This is a genomic window from Gilliamella sp. LMG 34362 (genome assembly GCF_984569125.1).
This window is the reverse complement of record NZ_OZ474902.1, coordinates 629,982-654,626: the sequence shown is the minus strand read 5'-3', so window position 1 is coordinate 654,626 and position 24,645 is coordinate 629,982. Positions and strand designations below refer to the sequence as shown.

21 protein-coding genes are annotated in these 24,645 nt (G+C 35.0%); 15 read left to right on the top strand and 6 right to left on the bottom strand.

What is annotated here, in order from left to right:
* Positions 1-266 precede the first annotated feature (266 nt).
* Genes AC5LWZ_RS03105 through AC5LWZ_RS03080 form a run of 6 tightly spaced genes read left to right on the top strand, consistent with a single transcriptional unit; the run spans position 267 to position 7,005 of the window.
* Positions 267-1,862, top strand: coding sequence for an ABC transporter substrate-binding protein (locus AC5LWZ_RS03105; RefSeq protein ID WP_493457486.1), 1,596 nt, complete (start codon positions 267-269; stop codon positions 1,860-1,862).
* Between the two features lie 11 nt (positions 1,863-1,873).
* Complete coding sequence (locus tag AC5LWZ_RS03100; RefSeq protein ID WP_294882414.1) at positions 1,874-2,854, top strand: ABC transporter permease; 981 nt, start codon at positions 1,874-1,876, stop codon at positions 2,852-2,854.
* 2 nt (positions 2,855-2,856) lie between these two features.
* Complete coding sequence (locus tag AC5LWZ_RS03095; protein WP_493463948.1) at positions 2,857-3,687, top strand: ABC transporter permease; 831 nt, start codon at positions 2,857-2,859, stop codon at positions 3,685-3,687.
* On the top strand, positions 3,684-5,324 hold the full coding sequence (locus AC5LWZ_RS03090; RefSeq protein WP_493463947.1) for an ABC transporter ATP-binding protein: 1,641 nt from the start codon (positions 3,684-3,686) through the stop codon (positions 5,322-5,324). Before AC5LWZ_RS03095 ends, AC5LWZ_RS03090 begins: the two co-directional genes overlap by 4 nt.
* A gap of 12 nt (positions 5,325-5,336) precedes the next feature.
* Positions 5,337-6,188, top strand: a complete 852-nt coding sequence (locus tag AC5LWZ_RS03085; RefSeq protein ID WP_493463946.1) for a VOC family protein — start codon at positions 5,337-5,339, stop codon at positions 6,186-6,188.
* Between the two features lie 16 nt (positions 6,189-6,204).
* Complete coding sequence (locus AC5LWZ_RS03080; RefSeq protein ID WP_493463945.1) at positions 6,205-7,005, top strand: pyrroline-5-carboxylate reductase family protein; 801 nt, start codon at positions 6,205-6,207, stop codon at positions 7,003-7,005.
* Positions 7,006-7,075: 70 nt separating this feature from the next.
* Here AC5LWZ_RS03080 and AC5LWZ_RS03075 read toward each other — a convergent pair whose 3' ends face one another.
* Positions 7,076-8,395, bottom strand: coding sequence for an MFS transporter (locus AC5LWZ_RS03075; protein WP_198222093.1), 1,320 nt, complete (start codon positions 8,393-8,395; stop codon positions 7,076-7,078).
* A 184-nt stretch (positions 8,396-8,579) separates the two neighbouring features.
* Between AC5LWZ_RS03075 and AC5LWZ_RS03070 the strand changes: the two genes are divergently transcribed.
* Positions 8,580-9,620: a tagatose 1,6-diphosphate aldolase gene (locus tag AC5LWZ_RS03070; protein ID WP_294882424.1), complete on the top strand. Its 1,041-nt coding sequence runs from the start codon at positions 8,580-8,582 to the stop codon at positions 9,618-9,620.
* Between the two features lie 146 nt (positions 9,621-9,766).
* Here AC5LWZ_RS03070 and grxB read toward each other — a convergent pair whose 3' ends face one another.
* Positions 9,767-10,417: a glutaredoxin 2 gene (grxB, locus tag AC5LWZ_RS03065; protein WP_493463944.1), complete on the bottom strand. Its 651-nt coding sequence runs from the start codon at positions 10,415-10,417 to the stop codon at positions 9,767-9,769.
* Positions 10,414-10,875 (bottom strand): Pr6Pr family membrane protein, encoded by a 462-nt coding sequence (locus AC5LWZ_RS03060; protein WP_232350167.1) that lies wholly within the window; start codon positions 10,873-10,875, stop codon positions 10,414-10,416. Before AC5LWZ_RS03060 ends, grxB begins: the two co-directional genes overlap by 4 nt.
* 374 nt (positions 10,876-11,249) lie before the next feature.
* Here AC5LWZ_RS03060 and xerD point away from each other — a divergent pair, with 374 nt between their 5' ends.
* The 5 genes from xerD (at position 11,250) to AC5LWZ_RS03035 (ending at position 17,780) form a co-directional block, all read left to right on the top strand.
* On the top strand, positions 11,250-12,164 hold the full coding sequence (gene xerD / locus AC5LWZ_RS03055; protein ID WP_306244742.1) for a site-specific tyrosine recombinase XerD: 915 nt from the start codon (positions 11,250-11,252) through the stop codon (positions 12,162-12,164).
* Positions 12,165-12,190: 26 nt separating this feature from the next.
* Complete coding sequence (dsbC, locus tag AC5LWZ_RS03050; protein ID WP_110448686.1) at positions 12,191-12,895, top strand: bifunctional protein-disulfide isomerase/oxidoreductase DsbC; 705 nt, start codon at positions 12,191-12,193, stop codon at positions 12,893-12,895.
* Positions 12,896-12,975: 80 nt separating this feature from the next.
* Positions 12,976-14,709, top strand: a complete 1,734-nt coding sequence (gene recJ, locus AC5LWZ_RS03045; protein ID WP_493463943.1) for a single-stranded-DNA-specific exonuclease RecJ — start codon at positions 12,976-12,978, stop codon at positions 14,707-14,709.
* 121 nt (positions 14,710-14,830) lie between these two features.
* A complete protein-coding gene (gene mpl / locus AC5LWZ_RS03040; RefSeq protein WP_198222087.1) occupies positions 14,831-16,225 on the top strand; it encodes a UDP-N-acetylmuramate:L-alanyl-gamma-D-glutamyl-meso-diaminopimelate ligase in 1,395 nt (464 codons plus the stop codon).
* 70 nt (positions 16,226-16,295) lie between these two features.
* Complete coding sequence (locus AC5LWZ_RS03035; protein WP_493463942.1) at positions 16,296-17,780, top strand: NAD(P)H-hydrate dehydratase; 1,485 nt, start codon at positions 16,296-16,298, stop codon at positions 17,778-17,780.
* Positions 17,781-17,897: 117 nt separating this feature from the next.
* Here AC5LWZ_RS03035 and AC5LWZ_RS03030 read toward each other — a convergent pair whose 3' ends face one another.
* Both AC5LWZ_RS03030 and AC5LWZ_RS03025 read right to left on the bottom strand, forming a co-directional pair.
* Complete coding sequence (locus AC5LWZ_RS03030) at positions 17,898-19,256, bottom strand: L-serine ammonia-lyase (RefSeq protein WP_110448682.1); 1,359 nt, start codon at positions 19,254-19,256, stop codon at positions 17,898-17,900.
* 187 nt (positions 19,257-19,443) lie between these two features.
* Entirely contained in the window at positions 19,444-19,884 is a 441-nt protein-coding gene (locus AC5LWZ_RS03025) for a hypothetical protein (RefSeq protein WP_110448681.1), read from the bottom strand.
* 108 nt (positions 19,885-19,992) lie between these two features.
* Here AC5LWZ_RS03025 and proS point away from each other — a divergent pair, with 108 nt between their 5' ends.
* The 3 genes from proS (at position 19,993) to bepA (ending at position 23,907) form a co-directional block, all read left to right on the top strand.
* Positions 19,993-21,708, top strand: coding sequence for a proline--tRNA ligase (gene proS / locus AC5LWZ_RS03020; RefSeq protein ID WP_198201443.1), 1,716 nt, complete (start codon positions 19,993-19,995; stop codon positions 21,706-21,708).
* A 24-nt stretch (positions 21,709-21,732) separates the two neighbouring features.
* The gene (locus tag AC5LWZ_RS03015; protein WP_198201444.1) at positions 21,733-22,314 is read left to right on the top strand and encodes a tyrosine-protein phosphatase; all 582 of its coding nucleotides are present in this window, start codon (positions 21,733-21,735) and stop codon (positions 22,312-22,314) included.
* Positions 22,315-22,455: 141 nt separating this feature from the next.
* Positions 22,456-23,907 (top strand): beta-barrel assembly-enhancing protease, encoded by a 1,452-nt coding sequence (gene bepA, locus AC5LWZ_RS03010; RefSeq protein WP_198201445.1) that lies wholly within the window; start codon positions 22,456-22,458, stop codon positions 23,905-23,907.
* Positions 23,908-23,970: 63 nt separating this feature from the next.
* Here the strand turns inward: bepA and AC5LWZ_RS03005 are convergent, their stop codons facing one another.
* Positions 23,971-24,630, bottom strand: coding sequence for a histidine phosphatase family protein (locus tag AC5LWZ_RS03005; protein ID WP_198201446.1), 660 nt, complete (start codon positions 24,628-24,630; stop codon positions 23,971-23,973).
* Positions 24,631-24,645: the final 15 nt, after the last annotated feature.

The following is a 24,645-nucleotide window of genomic DNA, read 5'->3' as shown; positions in this document are numbered from 1 at the left end:
TCACATTTATAACTAAAAATAAAAATTAATTTTTCATCTCTATTATAAATAGGGACTAAATCTCAATAATCAAATCAAATACCGGCTATCAATAGTAAAAAAGTTAAATATATTAAACAGATAATCTAAATATATAACTAAAAGTAATATAAATATTCGATATCGGCATTTCTCATCTTTCCTTAAAATTTTTATAGTGGAATTCTAGAAATTTTTCATACTTTGAAATATTCAAAATATGGTAGCAACTATTGTAAGGAGCACACATGGATTTATTTAATATTAAAAAAACTTTTTTTATAGGTTTATTCTCAATTTTGTTACCATTTTATTCACTGGCTGATGAAAAAACACCACAATATGGTGGAACACTAGTTGTTCATTACTCAGGTGAACAAAGGATTCTCAATCCAGCTCTACGCGCTTCAACTGGTGTATATGAAGTATCAGGAAAAGTAGTTGAATCACTGGTAGATCTTGATCAAAATGGGCAAATTATTCCCGTCCTTGCTACATCATGGACATCATCGCCGGATGGAAAAACAATAACATTTAAATTACGTGAAGGCGTTAAATGGCACGACGGCAAATCATTTACATCACAGGATGTAAAATATAATGCGCTGGAATTTTGGAAGAAAAGATTAAATTTTTCAACTGCATTGCAACTTAATTTAACTTCTGTCGATACCCCTGATGACTATACTGTAGTCTTCAATTATTCTCGTCCAATGCCGTTAGATTTACTATTAAGAGCACTCGTCGATCTTGGCTATGTGGTACCCAAACATTTATATGAAGGAACTGACGTCCTAAATAATCCTTATAATACGGCACCAATTGGGACAGGACCTTTTAAATTTGTTGAATATCAGCGAGGCCAACATATTATTGTTGAACGTAATACGGACTACTGGCGAAAAGGTTATCCTTATTTAGACAAGATAATTTGGCGTATTATTGATGATAATTCTTCAGCATCTGCTGCATTAGAAAGTGGACAAATTGATTTAAGTGCCTACTCAAAACTAAGTCTTGCCGATATTAATCGATTCAAGCAAAACGAAAAATTTGCAGTACTAACTAAGGGCTCACAAGCTAATATTTTTAATAACACTTTAGAATTTAACTTCCGTAATCCTATCATTGCTAACTTAAATGTTCGCAAAGCAATTGTCCAATCGCTTGATATCTCTTTTTTTACTGAAGATTTCTTATATGGTTTTGGAAAACCAGCAACAGGAATTATTCCTTCATCAAATACCTTTTATCCCATAAACAGTAAAATCGTTTACCCTTTTGATAGAGAGAAAGCCGAACAATTATTAGATGAAGCCGGCTATAAACGAAAATCTGATGGTAATCGTTTTACTTTAAAATTAGTACATATCAATAATGGTGAAGATGTCCCACTTTTTGCAACTTTCATTCAACAATCTTTAGCTGAAATTGGCATTAACGTGGTTATCGTCAATCTCGATACCGCAGGTGCTTTAAATGCTGTTTATAAACTCCACGATTTTGATATTGCAACGGGTTGGCATCAATATAGAGGTGATCCTGCAGTATCAACAACAGTTTGGCTGCGTTCAGGTAGCCCTGATGGTGCACCTTGGACCAATCAATATGGTTGGAAATCTGATACCGTCGACCAATTAATTGATAATGCTGCAACTGAAATAGATCCAACCAAACGTAAAGCGCTTTATACTCAGTTGGTCGATATTATAAATGCTGAACTGCCTCTGTGGTTTGCTACTGAACGAGAATTCATCTCGGTTGTGAATACTAAAGTACACAATCATCACAATACCGCACGTTGGCCATCAAGTAGCTGGTTTGATGTATGGATAGAACATTAAATTGAGGTGAAATGATGACGCATATACTTACTCTTGCACTTAGACGACTGATAACCACTATACCAGCATTGATTATCATTCTAATCACACTATTTTTGTTATTGCAATTAGCACCTGGTGATACAGTCGATGCATTGTTAGCCCAAATTGGTGGCGCCGAATCGAGTGTAATTGACGAAATGCGTCATTATTATGAACTAGATCAATCCACAAGCTCTCGATTGCTAAACTATTTATGGCGATTAGTTCATTTAGATTTAGGTCAATCTGCAATCTATAACAAACCGGTAAGCCATATGATTTTAGAACGCTTACCTGCTACATTATTATTAATGATCAGCGCAATGTCATTAGCGTTTACCTGTGGCACAATTCTTGGCATTTTATCAGCCCAAAAAGTCAATCGTTGGCCTGATACTTTGATTTCTATATTAGGACTGATTTTTTATTCCACTCCATCCTTTTGGTTAGCATTAATGGGGATAGTTTTCTTTTCAATTTATTTAAATTGGTTACCTCCTAGTGGATTTGGCAGTATAGAGCAATCCTTAACTGGATTTTCAGCAATACTTGATATTGCATGGTATTTAATTCTACCAACAATAACTTTAGCTTTAGTTTATCTAGCAATCTATTTGCGCATCATGCGTGCATCCCTACTTGAGGTATCTACTCTAGATTTTGTTAAAACAGCTAAAGCCAAAGGATTAAGCAGTCGCAAAATATTAGTCAATCACGTTTTACGTAATGCAATGTTACCAATGATAACCTTAATCGGCTTACAAGCTGGAACCATGTTAGGTGGTTCAGTTGTCATTGAGACAATTTTTGCCATCCCAGGATTAGGCCGCCTAGCCTATGATTCTGTTGTACAACGAGATCTAAATACGTTACTCGGCGTAGTATTTATTTCTGCAATATTAGTTATTTTTATTAATTTTATTGTCGATATGCTTTATGCCAAACTTGATCCACGAATTACAGGACATTAATAATGGCGATATTAAAAGATTATTTCCGCAGTCCAATCGCTAGAATTGGCACAATTTTACTGGTATTAATTATTATCATTGCCTTAACTGCCGATTGGGTTTTTCCGAGTAACCCACTTCGTTTAGCTGGCCGTCCTTTACAATGGCCATTTTCCAATCCTAAATTTATCCTAGGAACCGATCAAGCAGGACGCAATATTGCCGCACAACTTTTTCATGGTGCTAAGGTATCGCTTATTATTGGGCTTATCTCTACATTGATAGCAATGGTTATCGGGGTGATCATTGGCGCCATCGCTGGGTTCTATGGCCGATGGGTTGATGACATACTTATGCGCCTGACAGAAGCATTCCAAATTTTACCAAATTTTTTACTTTTGTTAGTTGCAGTGGCGGTATTTGGTTCAACCATAAATATTGTAGTGATTGCAATTGGCGTGGTTTCTTGGCCACCTGTTGCCAGGCTAACTCGAGCCGAATTTTTATCATTACGCAATCGTGAATTTGTCCAAGCAGGCAAAACTATTGGTATGAGTTCAACTAGACTTATGTTTAAAGAAATCTTACCTAATGCATTACCACCGGTAATTATGTATGCCAGTGTTATTTTATCTACTTCGATATTAATGGAAAGTGCACTTGCCTTTTTAAATCTTTCTGATCCGAATATTTCCTCATGGGGAAATCTAGTTGGGAATGGGCGTCTGGTATTACGTCAACAATGGTATGTTTCAGCTATTCCGGGAATAGCAATATTATTAACTGTTTTATCGACGTCATTAGTAGGACAAGGAATAAATGATGCACTCAACCCGAGGTTAAAAAAGAGATGAATCAAAAAAAACTATCTATTAAAAATTTAACCATAACTTTACCTCAAGGTTCGGATCGAAAATATGCTGTTAATGATGTATCACTAGATCTTTATGCTAATGAAATACTATGTATCGTCGGTGAAAGTGGGTCGGGTAAATCTTTATTATCTAATGCAATCATGGGACTATTACCTGATGGGGTTACGGCTTCTCAAGGTGAAATCGATTTCGATGGCAATAATTTACTCACCTATAATGACGAACAAATGCGTAAAATCCGTGGTGCGCATATCGGCATGGTATTTCAAGATCCCATGACAGCATTAAATCCATTAAAAACCATCGCTAACCAAATTAGTGAAATGTTTACCATACATACTAATTTAAGTAAAAAAGATATTAATCAGAAAGTTATATCCTTGTTAACAGATGTGCAAATGCCAAATCCTATATCGGTTGCTAATGCTTATCCTCACCAGCTTTCTGGAGGACAACGTCAACGAGCTATGATTGCCATGGCCTTAGCATTAGAACCGGCTATTTTAATTGCCGATGAACCAACAACTGCTTTAGATGTTACAACTCAAGCTTGCATTTTAAAACTGATTAGAAAATTACAATCACGTAAAGGAACAGCGGTCTTATTTATTACTCATGATTTTGGTGTAGTCGCCGATATTGCAACTCGCGTTGCGGTTATGCAACAAGGACAGATTGTTGAGCAAGGCGTTGCGGAGGAACTATTAAATCATCCCAACCATCATTATACACAAGGATTAATTGCTGCAGTTCCACCACTTACGCCAGGAGATGTTCGTCTTATTAACAAGGAAATTATTCTAGAAGTAAATAATCTTTCAAAGGTTTATCACAAAAGTAGTTTTTTCAAAAAAAATCGGCGCACAACCTATGCTGTGAATGATGTGAGTTTTAAGTTACATAAAGGTAGTACGTTGGGAATTGTTGGCGAGAGTGGTTCAGGTAAATCAACATTAGCCAGATGTATCATTAAATTATTGGAAATAGATAGTGGTCAAATCCACTTTGAAAAAGAAGATATTAGTAACTTAAAAGGTAATAAACTTAAACACTATGCACGTCATATCCAGATGGTATTTCAAGATCCTTATGCATCATTAAATCCTCGTCGAAGAGTCGGTGACCAAGTTACTATTGGGCCAATACTGCACGGAATAACCAAACAAGACGCAATAAAGAAAGCAAAAGAGTTATTCAACATGGTTGGCTTAGAAAGTGAAGCGTTAAACCGTTACCCTCATGAGTTTTCAGGAGGACAACGACAACGAATAGGACTTGCTCGAGCACTCGCATTGGAACCTAAAATATTGATTGCCGATGAACCTGTGTCAGCACTTGATGTTTCAGTACAAGCACAAGTACTGGAACTATTAAGCGAATTACGTAAAAAACTTGGCTTAACAGTGCTATTTATTACCCATGATCTGCGAGTTGCTGCACAAATTTGTGATCATATTCTGGTAATGAAATCAGGCAAAATTGTTGAGCAAGGTATCGCATCACAAGTCTTTTTAAATCCATCGCAACCTTACACCAAAAATTTATTGGCTGCGGTACCAGGAAAAGGTTGGAATCCACCTCGACTAATTGATATGTCCCCTTCTATTCATATTTAAGGAGTGAATATAATGACAACACTTACCCCACAAATTGATCATGTTGTAATCACCGTATCAGATCAGCTTAATAAAGCAAATTTTCAATATCAAAAGCTGGGTTTTACCATCACCCCACGAGGACACCATTCGTTAGGCACCAGTAACAATTTAGCCATTTTTTCGACTACCTATCTTGAACTTTTAGGTTTTGAACCGCAAAATGCCAATAAAGTTGATAAAAGTTGGCGGTTTGCTAATGGACTAACTGGCTTGGTCTTTAAAACCTCAAATGCCGATGAGCTTTATCAACAACTCGTTAATAATGGTATAAAAGTTGAGGGTGAAGAACCGCGATCCTTTTATAGACCAGTCGAATTAAATGATGGCACATTAGCTGATGCTTGTTTAAAAACTGTCAGACTTGATCCTACTTATACACCAAATGGACAAATCTTTTTTTGTGACCAATTAACACCAGAATTAGTGTGGCGTAAAGAATGGCAAAACCATCCAAATGGGGTAATCAATATTAATCAAGTTATCATTGAAGCTCAAAATCCCCTTTCCTCAATTAAGTTACTTGAAAAAACATTTCCGTCGGCAAAAATTATCGATGTCGACGGAGGCGTTCGGCTAAAAGCGGATGACAAATATATCGATTACCTTACACCAAGCGCAACACAGCGTCTTTTTGGCTCATCCTTAAGCAAAGCGAACAATGACCAAGATCGTAAAGTTGCTTTAGGTTTTACAACCAAATCATTATCACAAACTCAACAAGCCCTTGAGAGTGGGAAAATAAAATTTGATTTACAAAATAACACTATTGTCGTACCAGCTAGTGAAACATATGGTGTTGTTATGATTTTTAGCCAATTATAAACAGGAACCGATAAATATGAGTAAAATTTTATTTATAGGCAGTGGCCATATGTCGGAAGCGATTATTAGAGCATTAATAAAAAATAAAGCGTATGAGCCAGAAAATATCTTAGTGAACGATATTGTTAAATCTCGTTTAGACTATTTAAAATTAACTTATGGAGTTACACCTACTGGCAAAATAGTCAATACAGATATTATTGTGTTAGGGGTGCGACCTCAAGATTCGTGGAGTGACATTGTTCAACAATTTGGCACTAATAACAGAAATACCATTATCATTTCAATTATTGCTGGAGTCACAATTGCGCAAATAAAAGCATCATTAAAAGTCGATATCCCTGTTATTAGAACGATTCCCAATACACTCACCGATACCGGTTTTGGTTATTCCGGTATTGCTACCGATGTTAATGAACAGGCAGTTGCAAAACAGAAATCTGTTACTCAATTTTTCAATAGCTTTGGGAAACTAGAATATATTGATGAATCACTACTAGATATTTTTACTGGTTATGCGGTTGCAGGACCTAATTATATATATTATTTTTACGAATCTCTTGTTGATGCAGGTGTTTTAGTGGGCTTACCCCGAGACATAGCCAAACGAATTGCACTTGAAAATTTGCACGGTGCAGCCTCAATGCTGCAATTGAGCCAAAAACATCCAAGACAATTGCTCGATATAAATAATTCACCTGCTGGGGTGGGTATACACAGTTTGTATGAACTTAATAACAGTGACTTCGCAGCAGGATTACAGCGCAGTGTTAAAGCTGGTGTAATACGAACAGTTGAGCTTGGCAAAAATCAGTGAAATAGTCTAAATATGATTTTTGAGGAACATAAAAAACTGTTCCTCAAAATTTTTCTTTTCCTATCAGAAGTTAAGCAATATCTTTTGCCACATATTTTTGGCTATTGTTATTAACTAATAAGAACAGTCCGATTAATGCGCCTAATACAAATAATCCAACCACATAAATGGCCGGTGCCATTTTACTAACAAAATCACTAAAAAATGAGATCAGTAATGGGGTTAAACCACCAGCAATAGCGTAAGCCATATTAAATGAAAAAGATACACCACTATAGCGAACCTGAGTTGGGAATACCTTAACCATAAAATAAGCAAAAGAGCCAACAATTCCGACACTAAAACCGGCTAAGAAATAAGTGATAAAGAGAAGATTCGCGTTTTCTAATGATAAATAAAATATAGCAATCATGATAGCAGCAATACTACAACCAATAACCAGCACTTTGCCCATTGCAAATTTATCCATCATCATGCCATAAAACGTACAACTAATGATAAGTCCAATGATAGCTAATATATTACCTTGTAAAGCGTCAATTGCCGAAAAACCAAATTGCTTTTGTAATAAAATTGGAGTCATTAACATTATCACCATAATACCGGCAGATAACACCCAAGTTAGTAACATTGATAAAATAGTTTGTGGTAAATACTGAGTTAAAACGGTTATCACAGGTAATTTTTTAGATAATTCTTCATTCTTACGTTTTTGAATTTCTAGAAAAATAGGTGTCTCTTTTAACCAACGGCGAAGATACATGGCAATTAAACCAAAGATACCACCAATAATGAATGGAATTCGCCAGCCCCAATCATTCATTTGTTCTATTGATACACTTTTACTCATTATGGTTGATACTAATGACCCCAGCAAAATACCTAAACTTAAACCACTAGTTAAAATACCACAGGCTAGGCCAATTTTGTTTTTAGGTACATGTTCAGCAACAAATGTCCACGCCCCAGGCACTTCACCACCTACCGCGAGCCCCTGGCATAATCGCATCATTAAGAGTAATAATGGTGCAAAAATACCGATATTGGCATAAGTAGGCAAACAACCAATAAATAATGTTGGTAACGCCATTAATAGAATACTAAGTGTAAACATTCTTTTGCGACCAAACATATCACCAAAGTGAGCCATCACAATACCACCAAAAGGACGAATCAAATAACCAGCAGCAAATATGCCAAAAGTTTGAACTTGACTTAACCATGCAGGCATATCATCCGGAAAAAATAGATGGCTTATCGTAATTGAAAAAAAGACAAATATAATAAAATCATAAAATTCTAATGCACCACCTAATGCTGATAGGGCTAACGTTTTATAATCTTGATTATTTAATGTTCGCATATTTGTAACTATTGCTGAATCTGGCATAATCATCCCTGTAAATATTTTTTTACAAACAGTCTATTAATCTGTACTAATATACCGGAACAAATTGCCATTTAAAAGAAAATATCAAAAAGTTTACACAAAATTAAAACTAGCACTAAATGATTAATAATTGGTCAAATAAAAACCTACAATGAAAAAATCTTATTAAATGGAGAGTTTTAAAATGGCAACAAAACGCATTTCTCGTGGAAAATTCAACCGTATGCAACAATTATCTAACCAGGATGGCGTAATTGCAGCATTAGCAATCGATCAACGTGGTTCAATGGTAAAAATGATGCAAAATGCTGTAGGTCAAGAACGTTATAATATTGATATGGTGTATGAATTTAAAGAGCTTGTTTCTCAGGAATTAACCAAATATGTTAGTGCCATTTTACTGGATGAAGAACTCGGTTTTAAAGGCATGGCAGCAAAAAATAAAAATGCTGGTTTAATTATGTCTTATGAAAAAACTGGATACGATGCCAATACACCAGGACGTTTACCAGATATTTTACCGGAAGATTCACTTCAACGCCTAATTCAAAAAGGTGCTGATGCAGCGAAAGTACTGGTCTATTATAATCCTGACGATCCGCAAGATATTTTAGATAAAAAACACGCCTTTTTAGAACGTTTAGGCAATGAAGCGAGGGCGGCCGATATTCCGGTATTTGTTGAACCTATTGTTTATGATAACGTGGTAACTGATGATAAAAGCCCAGAATTCGCAAAAATAAAACCCCAAAAAGTTATCAAGACAATTGAAGAATTTACTAAAGATCACTATTACATTGATATACTTAAAGTTGAAGTGCCAGTATTATTCAAAAACGTTGCAGGATTTAACGATAGTAATCCAGTAGTTTATTCACAACAAGAAGCTGCCGATTATTTCAAACAAGCAAGTGATGTTGCTACTCGTCCTTTCATCTATTTAAGTGCAGGCGTACCAACCAAAACTTTCCATGAAGAACTCATTTTTGCCGGTGAACATGGTGCCAAATATAGCGGTATTCTAGGTGGTCGAGCCACTTGGTTTGAAGGGATTGAGGCATATGCAAAAAATGGTAAAGACGGTTTAAAACATTGGCTTGATACCATCGGACGTGAAAATGTTGAACAACTTAATAAGATTTTAAAACAATATGCAACCCCTTGGTACGATGTATATGGTGGAAAAGACAAGCTTGAAATTATTGATCTTAAATTAAGTAATTAATCGTTTTTGTAGAGATTTATATAAATAACTTTAATAACAGATAAGAGTACAAGTTTTATCCTATTTTTCTTGTACTCTTCTTATTAATGAACAATTTGCATATCAGCTAATCATCAGCCCCACATGCAATTGAATTCTACTTTTTATTAAACCGCCTGATCAAAAAACAGATTTACCTTACTTAGCTCAGACATTGACTCTAAATAGGCTTTAATTTTAGTAGGAAAAATAAGACCCTTAACACAGGTTAGATTACGTAATATCGGGAATAAACATATATCATCCCAAGATAATGTGCCATTACATGCATTCGACGTCACAATTAATGGTTCAAGCTGATTTAATAAATTAGATATCTTAGCAATTAATGTTTCAGTTTCTGCAAGACAATCAGCAAACGAACCCAATTTTTTACTCTTATTATTAATAAAATTATCAATAGCAGCTTGAGTGGCAAATTCAGCCAAGCCTAATTTTACATATCGAGGACACTCTAACTTATAATCATATTGTTGAAATTGTTTAATTAATGCTTCTATTTCTGGATTTTTAGCTCCAATTAAGACAGGGCTTTCACCGTAATTACTATCAACATAAGCAACAATATCAAGACTTTCTGGCATATAGCTGCCATCTTCCTTTTGTAAGATCGGCACCATTTTTTCACCAATCATACTTGTTGGTGATTTAACGTCATCACTGAGAAAGACATGCTGTTCAACTGAAATATTTTTTAAACCAAAAATCATTCTTGCCCGTACACAAAAAGGACAATGTTCATAAATATACAATTTCATATTCTTCTCCTAAAACAATCAATGGCCCATAACAAAAGAGCCAGCCCTAAAAACAGCACAAAAACCGATCCTGCAGCATATAGCGCTTTAATATATCCAACCCTAACCACATTAATAAAAGGATATGGATATTGATTAGTAAGATAACCTCGTATAAAAATATAAATACCATAAATTAACATCGACAAAAACGAGCCAACAATGACATTAAATTGAATACGTCGAAATGGTCCCCAAACTAACCAACTTAATACGCCAATAATCGGTAGAATCACATGTAAACTTTCATTGGCAAATTGTAATAACGTATTAGGTGGTTTATGTATTCCCCTTAAAATTAAGTTATAAACTATCGCGGTTATAATCACCCCGACTAAACCATTCAAGCGTATCACCTTGAAACTATATCGATTACAGTTAGGATTGAAAGTTAAGCATAGGCAACTAAATGCCAACATTAGATTAGAAAGTACTGTAAAAAAACTGTAGTAAAATATTATTCGCCCAGTTGGAGTACTTGGTTGCCACGGTCTCAGCTTTGTATGCCAATAAATATAAGTTTCAAGACCAATAATAAAAAAAGCATATAACGCAATAAAAAGATTAATATTTCGTTTTAACATAACTTATTATAAAAAATAACAGATAATTCAGTATATAGTAGGCTATAGAAAAGATACAAAATATTATTTCAATATCAACTAAAGTTAATTTTTTCATTAATTAAACGTTTCGTTTTTATGCATTCCAAACACAATAATAATGTGACAACTTCAAGTTATTGACAGTTAGTATATAATGTTAACAACTATTAAAAATGAGTTGGCTTTTAATGTCTGATAAAGATATATCATCACAAAATAAAATATTAATTGAACAATTTCTAGACTCAATTTGGTTAGAACGAAATCTTGCTGAAAACACGATTGAATCTTACAAACTTGATCTTTTTGCACTAAGCCAATCACTACAATTACAACAAGTTAATTTTCTCACAGCACAATCCATTAACTTACAAGAATTTTTACTACAACGAGTTAAAGATGGTTATAAAGCGAGTAGTTCGGCACGTTTATTGAGTGCGACTAAACGTTTCTTCCAATATCTATATCAAGAAAACTATCGTACCGATGATCCATCAGCTATATTGTCATCACCTAAATTACCCAAAAAGTTACCTAAAGACTTAACTGAATTACAGGTTGATGCCCTACTAGAATCACCAAGTATTGATGATCCAATTGAGCTGAGAGATAAAGCTATGTTAGAAGTGCTTTATGCTACAGGATTACGAGTTTCAGAATTAGTTAACTTAGAAATTAGTGACGTCAGCCTAAGGCAAGGAGTAGTACGAGTTGTAGGCAAAGGCAATAAAGAACGTTTAGTTCCTTTAGGTGAAGAAGCAATCTATTGGCTTGAATACTATTTCAAATATGCGCGCAATGATCTACTAAAAAATGGCCCAGTTGATGTGCTTTTTCCAAGTCGTTTAGGCAAGAAAATGACACGACAGACATTCTGGCATAGAATCAAATATTATGCCATACTAACCGGCATTAATATCGAAGCCCTTTCACCTCATGTACTTAGGCACGCCTTTGCAACGCATCTGCTTAATCATGGCGCCGATTTACGAGTAGTACAAATGTTACTAGGGCACAGTAGTTTATCAACTACACAAATTTATACACATGTTGCAACAGAAAGATTAAAACAATTGCACAGCAAACATCATCCTCGTGCATAACAGTTTAGATAACTAAGGATAACTGAATGAAAAAATTAGTCATAAGTTTAGGTTTAGCATTAATCTCAACTTCAGTATTAGCCAATAATGCCGATATAACCAAATCGATGGAAAAATTAGGTTTTTCTAATAAAGAAATTACTATCGAAAATAACCCAGTACAAGGTTTAAAAAGTGTTATAACTCCTGAGGGCATTTTCTATGTAACAGATGATGGTAAATTTTTAACTCAAGGACCAATCTATAGTCTTGAAGGCGGTGAACCAGTAAATATTGCCAACAGTAATAACTTAAAATTAATGAAATCAATTGAAAAAGATGCCATTGTTTATAAAGCACCAAAAGAAAAGTATATTATTTCTGTTTTCACTGATTACACTTGTCACTATTGTAAATTACTTCATGAAAATATAAATCAATACTTAGATGCGGGTATCTCAGTGCACTATTTTGCCTTTCCTCGAGCCGGTGCTAATAGTGATGTAGGTAAAAATATGCAATCTATTTGGAGTGTTGCCGATCGTAAAGCTGCTTTTGATAATGCCTATAAGGGTAATTCAATTTCTCCAGCAAATAGCATGGTACCTTACGTAACACAACAATTTAACGTTGGTAAGAAATTAGGTATCAGTGGTACTCCAGCATTAGTACTACCTGATGGACAATTAGTTTCAGGTTATGTCCCTGCTGATAAATTAATCGAAATTTTAAAAAAGAAAGCTAAAAATTAATAAGTTATAATTTATATCAATTAAAATTTAAATATAAAATAAAAAAAGTATGTTAGCGCACATGCGCTAACATTTAAAATATGAAAAATAAATTAACACACCGCCAATTACCTAAAGCGTTACCAGAATTTTCACCGGATATCCCACTCTTATTGCAACGAGTCTATGCATTACGTGGCATAACATCTATGCAAGAGTTAGATTATACCACGCGTAACTTATGCAATTATGACAACTTAGATGGTACCCAAACCGCTGTCGAAATTGTTTATTCAGCTATGCAGAATAACAAACGGATTATGATTGTCGGTGATTTTGATACTGATGGCGCAACCAGTACTGCACTAACGGTAAAAGCGTTAAAAAAGATGGGATGCCAACATGTCGATTATATCATTCCTAATCGATTTGATGATGGATACGGTTTAAGTATAAGTGTTATAAAAAGAGCACTGTTTAAAAAAGCCGATCTAATTATTACTGTTGATAATGGTGTTTCCGCTATTGAGGCGGTTGAATTTGCAAAACAATCAAACTTAACTGTAATCATTACTGACCATCACTTATGTCCTGAGCAATTACCCGTAGCTGATGCAATCATTAATCCTAATTTACCAAACTGCTCTTTTCCATCTAAGCACTTAGCTGGTGTCGGTGTTGCATTTTATTTTATGTCAGCTTTACGAGCAAAATTACGCCAAGAAAACTGGTTCAAAACACATAATTTAGAAGAATACAACATCGCTAGTTTGTTAGATTTAGTCGCGTTAGGTACGATTGCTGATGTGGTAAGACTCGATCACAATAACCGAATATTGGTTCACCAAGGTATTAATCGAATCCGATCTGGTTATTGTTGTGCGGGAATAAAAGCTCTATTACATATTGCTCGAAAAGATCCCGTATCCTTTACCTCAACCGATCTAGCTTATTATATTGCCCCACGGCTTAATGCTGCAGGGCGAATGGATAACATGTCTCTTAGCGTTGAATTATTGTTATGTGACGACTACGATAGTGCTCTTAAACAAGCTAGTGATTTAGATATGCTAAATAATGATCGTAAGTTAATTGAACAGACGATGTATAAAGAAGCATTATCCTATATCCAAGAGTTAGAGCAACAACAATCTTCTTTCCCAAACTTATTAGTTGTCTATCATCCTGAATGGCACCAAGGTATCATTGGCATCTTATCAGCTCGTTTAAAAGATAAACATTATCGGCCAGTTATTTGCTTTGCATCTACTGAAGAAGGGATACTAAAAGGTTCAGGACGATCAATAGCCGGTATTCACTTACGAGATTTACTTGATGAACTGGATCAAAACCATCCCGATCTTCTGGTGAGTTTTGGTGGACATGCAATGGCGGTCGGATTAAGCATTCGCGAAAACGATTTAGAACGATTTCGAAAACATTTTGAAACACTAATAGATAAACGTTTAAATGCCAATACGCTTGAACAAATAATAGAAACCGATGGTGAGATAGACAGCCAAGATTTTAATTATGCGATGGCTAAACAATTAAAAGAATCGGGTCCATGGGGCGAAGGATTTACAGAACCGACATTCGATGGCGATTTTATTGTCCATCAACAACGTTTATTTGCTGAAAAACACCTTAGATTAGTATTAGAACCGAAAAACGGTGGCCCAATTATTGAAGGCATATGTTTCAATGTAAATTTAACGCAATGGCCAGATAATACAATAAAAAATGTAAAAATTGTCTATCAATTAGATGTTGATGACTTTCGAGGAAATCAGACGGCAAAATTGATGATTAGACATATTTGGCCTATCGCATAAGCGATTAAAATCGACTATAATTATAATTTTCTACAAAAATCAAATCAGTTAACTAAAAATACTGGCAACAGATAAGTTTTATCATCAGTACAATATTTTATACAACATTAAGGACCAAAAAATGCATATTCATATTCTTGGGATTTGTGGCACATTCATGGGAGGCATTGCATTAATCGCTCGCTCATTGGGTCATAAAGTCACGGGTTCAGACAAAAATGTTTACCCACCAATGAGTACGCTGCTACAAAAAGAACATATTGATATTATTGAAGGAGATGACCCTTCACAATTAAACCCAACTCCTGATCTGGTGATTATTGGTAATGCGTTATCAAGAGGAAATCCTTGTGTTGAATATATTTTAGACAAAAATATTCCTTATGTTTCTGCACCTCAATGGCTACATGACAACGTTTTACGCGAACGCTGGGTGATTGCGGTTGCTGGAACGCATGGTAAAACAACCACTGCCGGTATGGTTAACTGGATTTTAGAGAAACAAGGTTATAACCAAGGTTTTGTCATTGGTGGCGTACCTGGTAATTTTGAAGTATCAGCAAGACTAGGTGAAGGTAACTTTTTCGTTATTGAAGCCGATGAATATGATTGTTCGTTTTTTGATAAGCGTTCTAAATTTATGCATTATTGCCCAAAAACATTAATTATGAATAATTTGGAATTTGATCATGCAGATATTTTTGATGACCTCAGTTCAATTCAAAAACAATTCCATCATTTAGTTCGGTTAGTGCCAAGTAAAGGGTTGATAATTTCACCGCAAGAAGATGTCAATTTAAAACAAGTTTTAGCAAAAGGTTGTTGGAGTGAACAATCATTCACTGAATCAGAAAATGGTTGGATGGCGAAAAAAATCGCTAATGATGCTAGCCAGTTTGCCGTTTACTTTAACAATGAACAGGTTGGTGAAGTTAACTATTCTCTTGTTGGTGAACACAATATGCATAATGCCTTAATGGCTATTGCCGCAGCACATAATGTAGGTATTAAACCAGCTGATGCTTGTTTAGCACTGGGATCGTTTTTGAATGCCAAAAGACGTTTAGAGTTATACGGCGAAGTTAATGATATCGAGATTTATGATGATTTTGCCCATCACCCAACTGCAATATTAGCGACTTTAGAAGCATTACGCAGCAAAATTGGTGCAAATCGACGAATATTGGCAGTATTAGAGCCTCGTTCGAATACCATGAAACTAGGCATATCCAAAGATGAACTGGCGCCATCATTAGGTCGTGCAGATGAAATATATATGTTTCAACCAGAACAACTACCTTGGTTAGTTGCTGATGTGGTCGATGCTTGTATTCAACCGGCTTATTGGTCTGGCGATATTGATTTATTAGTTGAGATGATTACTAAATCAGCTAAACCAACTGATGCAATCTTGATTATGAGTAATGGTGGTTTTAATGGCATTCATAATAAAATTTTAGAAAACTTAAAAAAACAACAATTAAAAGATCAATTAGATGAACAAACCTTAATCTAATAATTGATTAATCTACCGATATGATTTTGCCACGCAACGTGGCATATCATATACAGAGAGAGGTAATCTCATGCAATACTTAGTCACCTCATCTGAAATAAAGCATTACGATGCTTATACCGCAAATAAAATTGGCTTACCTTCACTAGTATTAATGGAACGAGCAGCATTAGCCGTTGTAAATCAACTTAATGAAAACAACTATAATTTAAACAAAATTGCGGTAGTATGTGGATATGGCAATAATGGCGGTGATGGTATTGCTGTAGCTCGCTTACTCAAATTACAACATATTGATGTTGATGTGTATTTAATTGGTCAAGTAGAACATGCATCAAAGGAAACACTACAACAAATTAAAATAGCACAGCATTATAATATCAACTTTATCACTTCACTCCCAAAATGCTTTACCGAATATACCACTATCGTTGATGCTATTTTTGGTATAGGGCTTAATCGTATAGTGAGCGGCGATTTTGTTCATGCCATTGAGCAGATAAATCAGTGCTGTGCCGATGTTCTTGCTATTGATATTCCTTCGGGACTTTGCAGCAATACAGGAAAAATCCTTGGTGTTGCGGTCAAGGCTAAACAAACTGTCACTTTTGCCTACGCAAAAATTGGTTTATCGCTTCATCCGGGAGCTGAATTAGCAGGTGAAATCACTATTGCCGATATCGGCATCTATGCAGATACTCCAGCCAGTCATTATACTTATCAATCTAATGAGTTGAGTAAATTATTGCCGCAAAGATCAAACAATAGTCATAAAGGTAGTTATGGCAAAGTATTAGTTATCGCTGGTTCCGAAAATATGTCTGGAGCTGCGTACTTTTCAGCTAAAGCAGCATATAAAACTGGAGCTGGATTAGTACATATTTACACCCCTATGTGCAATCGTGATATTTTATTAACCCAAATTCCCGAAGTTCTATTAACCCCATTTATTACCAATAAAATTGATATAAAAAAACTTGATGAACTAATAAATTGGGCTTCAGTCGTTGTTATTGGACCTGGCATGGGGGTATCCGATGATACTCATAAAATCTTATCGTATGTATTACAGCATGCAAGGATTCCAGTAATCATTGATGCTGATGGGCTTAATACGTTAGTACCTAATTTAAGATTATTGAAACAAGCACAGTCAACTATTATTGTTACCCCTCATTTGGGAGAAATGGCAAGGCTAGTTAAACAACCAATTGAAGCTATTAAAAATAATTTAGTCGACACGGCTAAAAAATTTGCGCAAGACTATAACGTAGTCTGCGTATTAAAAGATGCAAAAACCATCGTCACAATACCTGAACAAACCACTTATATTAACCAATCTGGTAATTGTGGTATGGCTACTGGCGGTGCTGGTGATGTTTTAACAGGAATAATGGCTGGACTTATAGCTCAACATCTACCGCCAACCAAAGCTGCTCCAGTAAGTGTTTACTTACAAGGTTTAGCTGGCGATGTTGCTTCTAAAAAATTAAATAAATACAGTTTATTAGCTAGTGATATAATTGATAGTCTAAACGAAGTACTATCCGTTTAGCTATAAAAATATGGACAATATTAGTACCCTGTAAAAATATTTCATAAATGAAATCGCAGCTATGATTTAATCATAATATTACTGATGATAAATCTTCAAATCTCATACGATTCACTATTAACTACAATGAACCGTAATAGCTAGCCCGCCACGAGAAGTCTCTCGATATTTAGCATTCATGTCCTTGCCTGTTTCGTACATAGTTTCAATCACTTTATCAAGCGAAACAATTGCCGCGGTAGTACGTCTTAATGCCATCCGAGTGGCATTAATGGCTTTCACTGCTGCAATCGCATTACGTTCAATACAAGGAACTTGTACTTGACCATCAACCGGATCACAAGTCAAACCTAAGTTATGCTCCATACCAATTTCGGCAGCCATACACACCTGTTGAGGATTACCCCCTAACAATTCAGCTAATCCTGCTGCCGCCATAGAACAAGCCACGCCAACCTCACCTTGGCAGCCTACTTCTGCACCAGAAATAGAGGCATTTTTTTGATAGAGTAATCCAATAGCTCCACAGGTTAAAAAGTAACGAATAAAAATATCTGGTGAGACAGGATCAATAAACTTATCATAATATGCCAGTACAGCAGGAATAATACCGCAAGCTCCATTAGTTGGTGCTGTCACTACCCTACCACCAGCTGCATTCTCTTCACTAACAGCCAGTGCAAACATATTTACCCAATCGATAATAATCATTGGATCATTATTACTTTTACTTGTTAATAATTGACGATACAACGCATTTGCTCGACGAGAAACCTTAAGAGCACCAGGTAATAATCCTTCGGTATTCATGCCTCGCTTAATACAATCAAGCATTGTTTGTCCAACTAAAGAAAAATAATTTATGATTTCCTCATGAGTATGATGTTGTAACTCATTTTTTAAAACAATACTAGATACCGACAATGAGTTATCATCACAATGCTGCAATAATTGTGCGGCGGTTGCAAAAGGATAAGGTACATCTATTGCATTCTGATCTTGTAGACCGAACAATTCCTCTTCAACAATTTTACCACCACCCACTGAATAATAAGTCTTTTGCACAATTAGTTTGTCATGATGATAAGCACTTAACGTCATTCCATTTTCGTGTAATGGTAGAAAAGTAGAATGAAATATAATGCTTTGACTGGAAAAATCGACTTGGTATTGACCATTATATATTGGTAGCCGACAGCATTGATTCATGGTTTGAATAATGTGGGGGATCTGATCAATATTAACAGTATCAGGTTTTTCACCTGATAATCCTAGAATAATTGCCACATCAGTATGGTGACCTTTACCTGTCAGTGACAAAGAACCATAAATATCAGCAACAATTTTAGTCACTAAAGGCATTTGCTCATTATTAATAAGTAGATCAATAAATGCCTTACCTGCTCTCATTGGACCAACGGTATGTGAACTAGAAGGACCTATACCAATTTTGAATATATCAAAAACCGAACCCATTTTATCCCTTTTTGTAATCAATGACTTGCTCGTAATTATAGTTAAAAATGACTTATATTTAGTGCTATATTATGGTGATAACAATTGTCGAATCAAGCCATTAATTAAGATTAAATTATTAGCATAAAAAATTTTTGAGGAACGGGGTTTTTGACAGCTAATTTTAGCTAAAAAATTCTCAAAATTTTTATATCGAATCATAGTAGCAAATAACACCTGAATCTGACCGTATAATTTCCATGAAGCCACCAGACAATATTTCAGAGGGGTCATGAAAAAAACTAGGTTTGTCTTTTAATATCAATTTACCATAAAGTTTATTTTCAAAATATAAATCGCCATCATCAGTAATTGTGAAATGATCATCTGGCTCAATAAAACTAGGGCATGGGCATACCTCTGGATATGACAATTGACAACCATCAGTTCGCCAAGAAAACTCTAATACCTCTTGATAACTTAAATCAAACAAATGATATTTAGCAAATTTAATCGGCCAATATAAAATAAGACCTATTAAAAAGAGAAAGAATAAACGCTCTATTAATTTATGTATGTTCAATTTCCATTTGTCCATATTGATTAGTAACTTATTCTCAATAAACGATAATTTATCATTAATAAACATCTATAACCATAATTATTAATAAAATTACTTTTGTGTTGCGCTTGGTACTGCTAAACTAGCTAACATTTTTATTATATTTATATATAAATTATTTTTCGGGATAAATGTATGCGAACCAGTAAATATCTTCTATCTACATTAAAAGAAACGCCAGCAGATGCTGAAGTAATTAGTCATCAATTAATGTTACGTGCCGGCATGATCCGTAAAGTTGCTGCCGGATTATATACATGGCTACCCACAGGTTATCGTGTACTAAAAAAAGTCGAAAATATTGTTCGTGAAGAGATGAATAAAGCAGGTGCAATTGAAGTATTAATGCCTGTGGTACAACCTGCCGATATATGGCAAGAAAGTGGTCGTTGGGAACAATATGGTCCCGAATTATTACGCATTAAAGATCGTGGTGATCGTGATTTCGTCTTAGGCCCAACTCATGAAGAAGTGATCACTGACTTACTTCGTAATGAAGTGAGCTCTTATAAGCAATTACCACTTAATGTATATCAAATTCAAACCAAATTCCGCGATGAAGTACGCCCTCGTTTTGGTGTTATGCGTTCGCGTGAATTTATTATGAAAGATGCATACTCATTCCACACATCGCAAGAATCATTACAAGAAACTTATGATGATATGTATAAAGCTTACAGTGCAGTATTTACTCGTGCAGGCTTAAATTTTAGAGCAGTACGAGCTGATACTGGCTCAATTGGTGGTAACTGGTCACATGAATTCCAAGTATTAGCGGATAGTGGCGAAGATGATATTGTTTTTTCAACTGAGTCTGACTATGCGGCAAATATCGAAATGGCACAAGCACAAGCTCCAACTCAAACTCGCCAATCTCCAACCAAGGAGATGCAATTAGTTGATACTCCAGATGCCAAAACGATTGATGAATTAGTAGCACAATTCAATTTACCAATTGAAAAAACCGTTAAAACATTAATGGTTAAAGCCACTAAAGAGAGTGGTCACCAACTAGTAGCTTTATTAGTTCGAGGTGATCATACCTTAAACGAAATCAAAGCAGAAAAAATCGATATTGTGGCGTCTCCACTTGAATTTGCAACCGAAGATGAAATTCGCGCGTTAGTCAATGCAGGACCGGGCTCGCTAGGACCAATAAACCTAAATATGCCAATGATTATTGACCGTGATGTTGCTGTAATGAGTGATTTTGGTGCTGGTGCCAATATTGATCATAAACATTATTTCAATATCAATTGGGAACGCGATGTTGCTTTACCTCGCATCGAAGATATCCGTAATGTAGTTGAAGGCGATGTTAGCCCTGACGGCAAAGGTACATTGCAAATTAAACGTGGTATTGAAGTTGGACATATTTTCCAACTTGGTACTAAATATTCAGAAGCAATGAAAGCAACAGTGCAAGGTGAAGATGGACAAAATCATGTGATGATCATGGGTTGTTATGGTATCGGCGTTAGCCGAATAGTTGCCGCTGCAATCGAACAATGCCATGACGAACGTGGAATTATTTGGCCAGAAGCCATAGCACCATTTAGCGTTGTTATTATTCCAATGAATATGCACAAATCAGAAAGAGTACAGGCGACTGCAGAAAAACTCTATGCCGATCTACAATCTGCCGGTATTGAAGTACTATTTGACGACCGTAAAGAACGCCCTGGTGTAATGTTTGCTGATGCTGAATTAATTGGTATTCCACACACTATTGTTATTGGTGATCGTAACCTTGATAATGGTGATGTAGAATATAAACATCGTGCTGGTGGGGATAAAGAATTGGTAAAAGTAGATCAAATCCTTGAATTTATTAAAAGCCGTCAACAATAAACATAACAATAGACAATTGTAGTAATGATAAATAGAACACAACAAGTAATAGCTCACTTTGGTTTGCAAATCGCCAAAAGAGTGAACATTATATTGTTGTGTTGCTTGATTTTTTTTATTAGCAGTTGCCAGTCAAATATTAATTCCAACCTCATTCCAAATAACTTTTATCAAGTATCTAACGATATATATCGTTCTGAACAACCCTCGTTAAAACAGATAAAACAGCTTGATAAACTCGGCATTAAAACCATAATTAATCTGCGATTATGGCATAGTGATCGAGATAAAGTTGTCAATACAGGCATCACTGAGGTTTGGATCAATATGCGAGCAGGAAATATTTCTGATAAAAAAATAATTCAAATCCTTAAAACAATCAAAAATTCACCTAAACCGATATTGATTCATTGTTGGCATGGCAGTGACCGCACAGGCGTAGTTGTTGCTATGTATCGCTTAATTTTTCAAAACTGGAGTAAACATCAAGTTATTGATGAATTAATGCAACCTGAGTTTGGACATCATTATAATATTTATCCCAATATCAAAAACTATATTGAAAATGTTGATGTAGAACAAATTCGCCACGCAGTATTTGAATAACATTCATTATTTAAGATTATTAAATCGAGTAAATAAAATAATATAGAAGTAATAGCTCAAATTGATAAAATATTCAAAGTGATATTGTCTTTTTTTTAAGCTAGAATACTTAATTATCAATCTTTTTTATGAGTTAAAAGTATGTTAAAAAAAGCAATCGCATTAATAGTATCTACGTCGTTATTATTGCAAAATGCATCGATCGTTTATGCAGATAACATTAAGCTACCCGATATGGGCACCGCAGCTGCAGCTACATTAAGCATCGGGCAAGAAAAAGAGATGGGCGATTATTATATGCGCTTGTTACGTGGTAGTGCTCCGATTATTAATGATCCGGTTTTAAATCAATACATCAATGATTTAGGAAAAAAATTAGTTTCCAAATCTGAATCAGTACAGACGCCTTTTCACTTTTATGTTATGAGAAGTAATGTACTTAATGCCTTTGCTTTTTTTGGTGGCAATGTCGTCGTTCATTCAAGATTAATATTAGATACCGATAATGAAAGTCAATTAGCATCGGTAATGGCTCATGAAATCGGGCACGTGACACAACGCCATTTGGCTCGAGCAATGGAGGCTCAAAATAGTAATAGTCCATACGTTTGGGGGGCAACACTTGGCTCGTTATTACTAACTTTAGCCAATCCAGAAGCGGGTATGGCGGCAATGACAACTACTATGGCTAGTTCAACACAAAGTATGATTAGTTTTACCCAATCAAATGAACAAGAAGCGGATAGAGTTGGGCTTAGAACATTAACTAAAGCTGGATTTGATCCTTATGCTTCTTCTGAGTTTCTACAAAAACTTGCCGATCAAAGTCGCTTTAGCAGTAAGCCACCTGAAATCTTAATGACTCACCCTTTACCTAATAGCCGTTTATCCGATATTCGTAATCGTTCATTACAATACTCAAAAAAGAATGTTACGCCATCTTTAAATTATTATCTAGCCAAAGCTAGAATAGCAATATTGATGAGTAACAAAACTAATGCAAGATTATTGATTGAAGATTATCGTAAACTGAATAATGAACAAAGTAGAATGGCGGTAATTTATGCTAATGCTTTAGTTGATTACAATAATAATAATTACCAAAAAGCCAAACAGCAATTACAACCATTACTGGATAATGAGCCCAATAATATTTGGTATATTGATCTAATGACGGATATTGATTTAGCACTTAATAATAGTAGTACTGCTATTAGTCGTCTTCAATCAGCATTAAAAAGATCACCTGATAGTTCCGCATTGCAATTAAATTTAGCTAATGCCTATGTAAAAGCACGCAATTACCAACAAGCAGTAAGTTTATTACATCGTTATACTTTTGATCATAATGATGATACTAACGGTTGGGATTTGCTAATAACCGCTTATGGTGGACTCAAGTCAAGAGCTCAAGAGATGAGTGCACGGGCTGAGTCAATCGCTCTAGAAGGAAATTTTACTGACGCGATTCGATTATTAACTAATGCTAAAACTCAAGCAAAAGGTAATCAAACCTTAATTGCAAAAATTGATGCCAGAATTAATAAATTAAAACAGTTGCAAAAACGTTATGCTGTTTATAGTAGAAGATAAACTCACATTTCAGGCTAATGCTACTAATAGCATTAGCCTGAAAATGTCAAAGAGCAATAGTAATTAATCGTCTAAATGATCAACATTATTATAAAATTTAACTGAAAATTCGCCATCTTGTTGATCATTGTTCTGTTTATAATTAACCACGCTAATACTGGTATTTAACATTCGAGGAAAATAGTTTTCATCACGATGTTGACGCCAATCACCACCATTTAAAACACAAAGTAATATTCGTAACACCGTACCATGCGATACAACTAAAATATTACCATTATCTTGTGGCGCATTTTTGACAATTTCATTTAAAGCATTTTTCATACGAGAAAGGACATCAAGATAATTTTCACCTTGATTAATAGATGCATCAAACTTTTCTGGTTCAGTTAAATAGGTATTAAATTCTGGGAATTCTTTTTTTAGTGAAGGTACATGTCTCCCCTCCCAAAGCCCAAAATCCATTTCTCGCAAACCTTCCAGTTCAAAAGTAGGAATTACATTATCATTTTCATTAATAATATAGTCCCGAGTTTCCATTGCTCGTTGTTGAGGGCTAGAATAGGCTTGTATAAATGGCGTATTTTTTAGATGCTTTCCGGTTATTTTGGCACCTAAAATGCCATTTTCAGTAAGAGGCGAATTTTGTGACCCCTGCATCTGATCTTTAATATTCCATTCTGTTTGACCATGTCTAATTAAGTATAAATTAAGATCTTTCATGCTTATTAATTACCT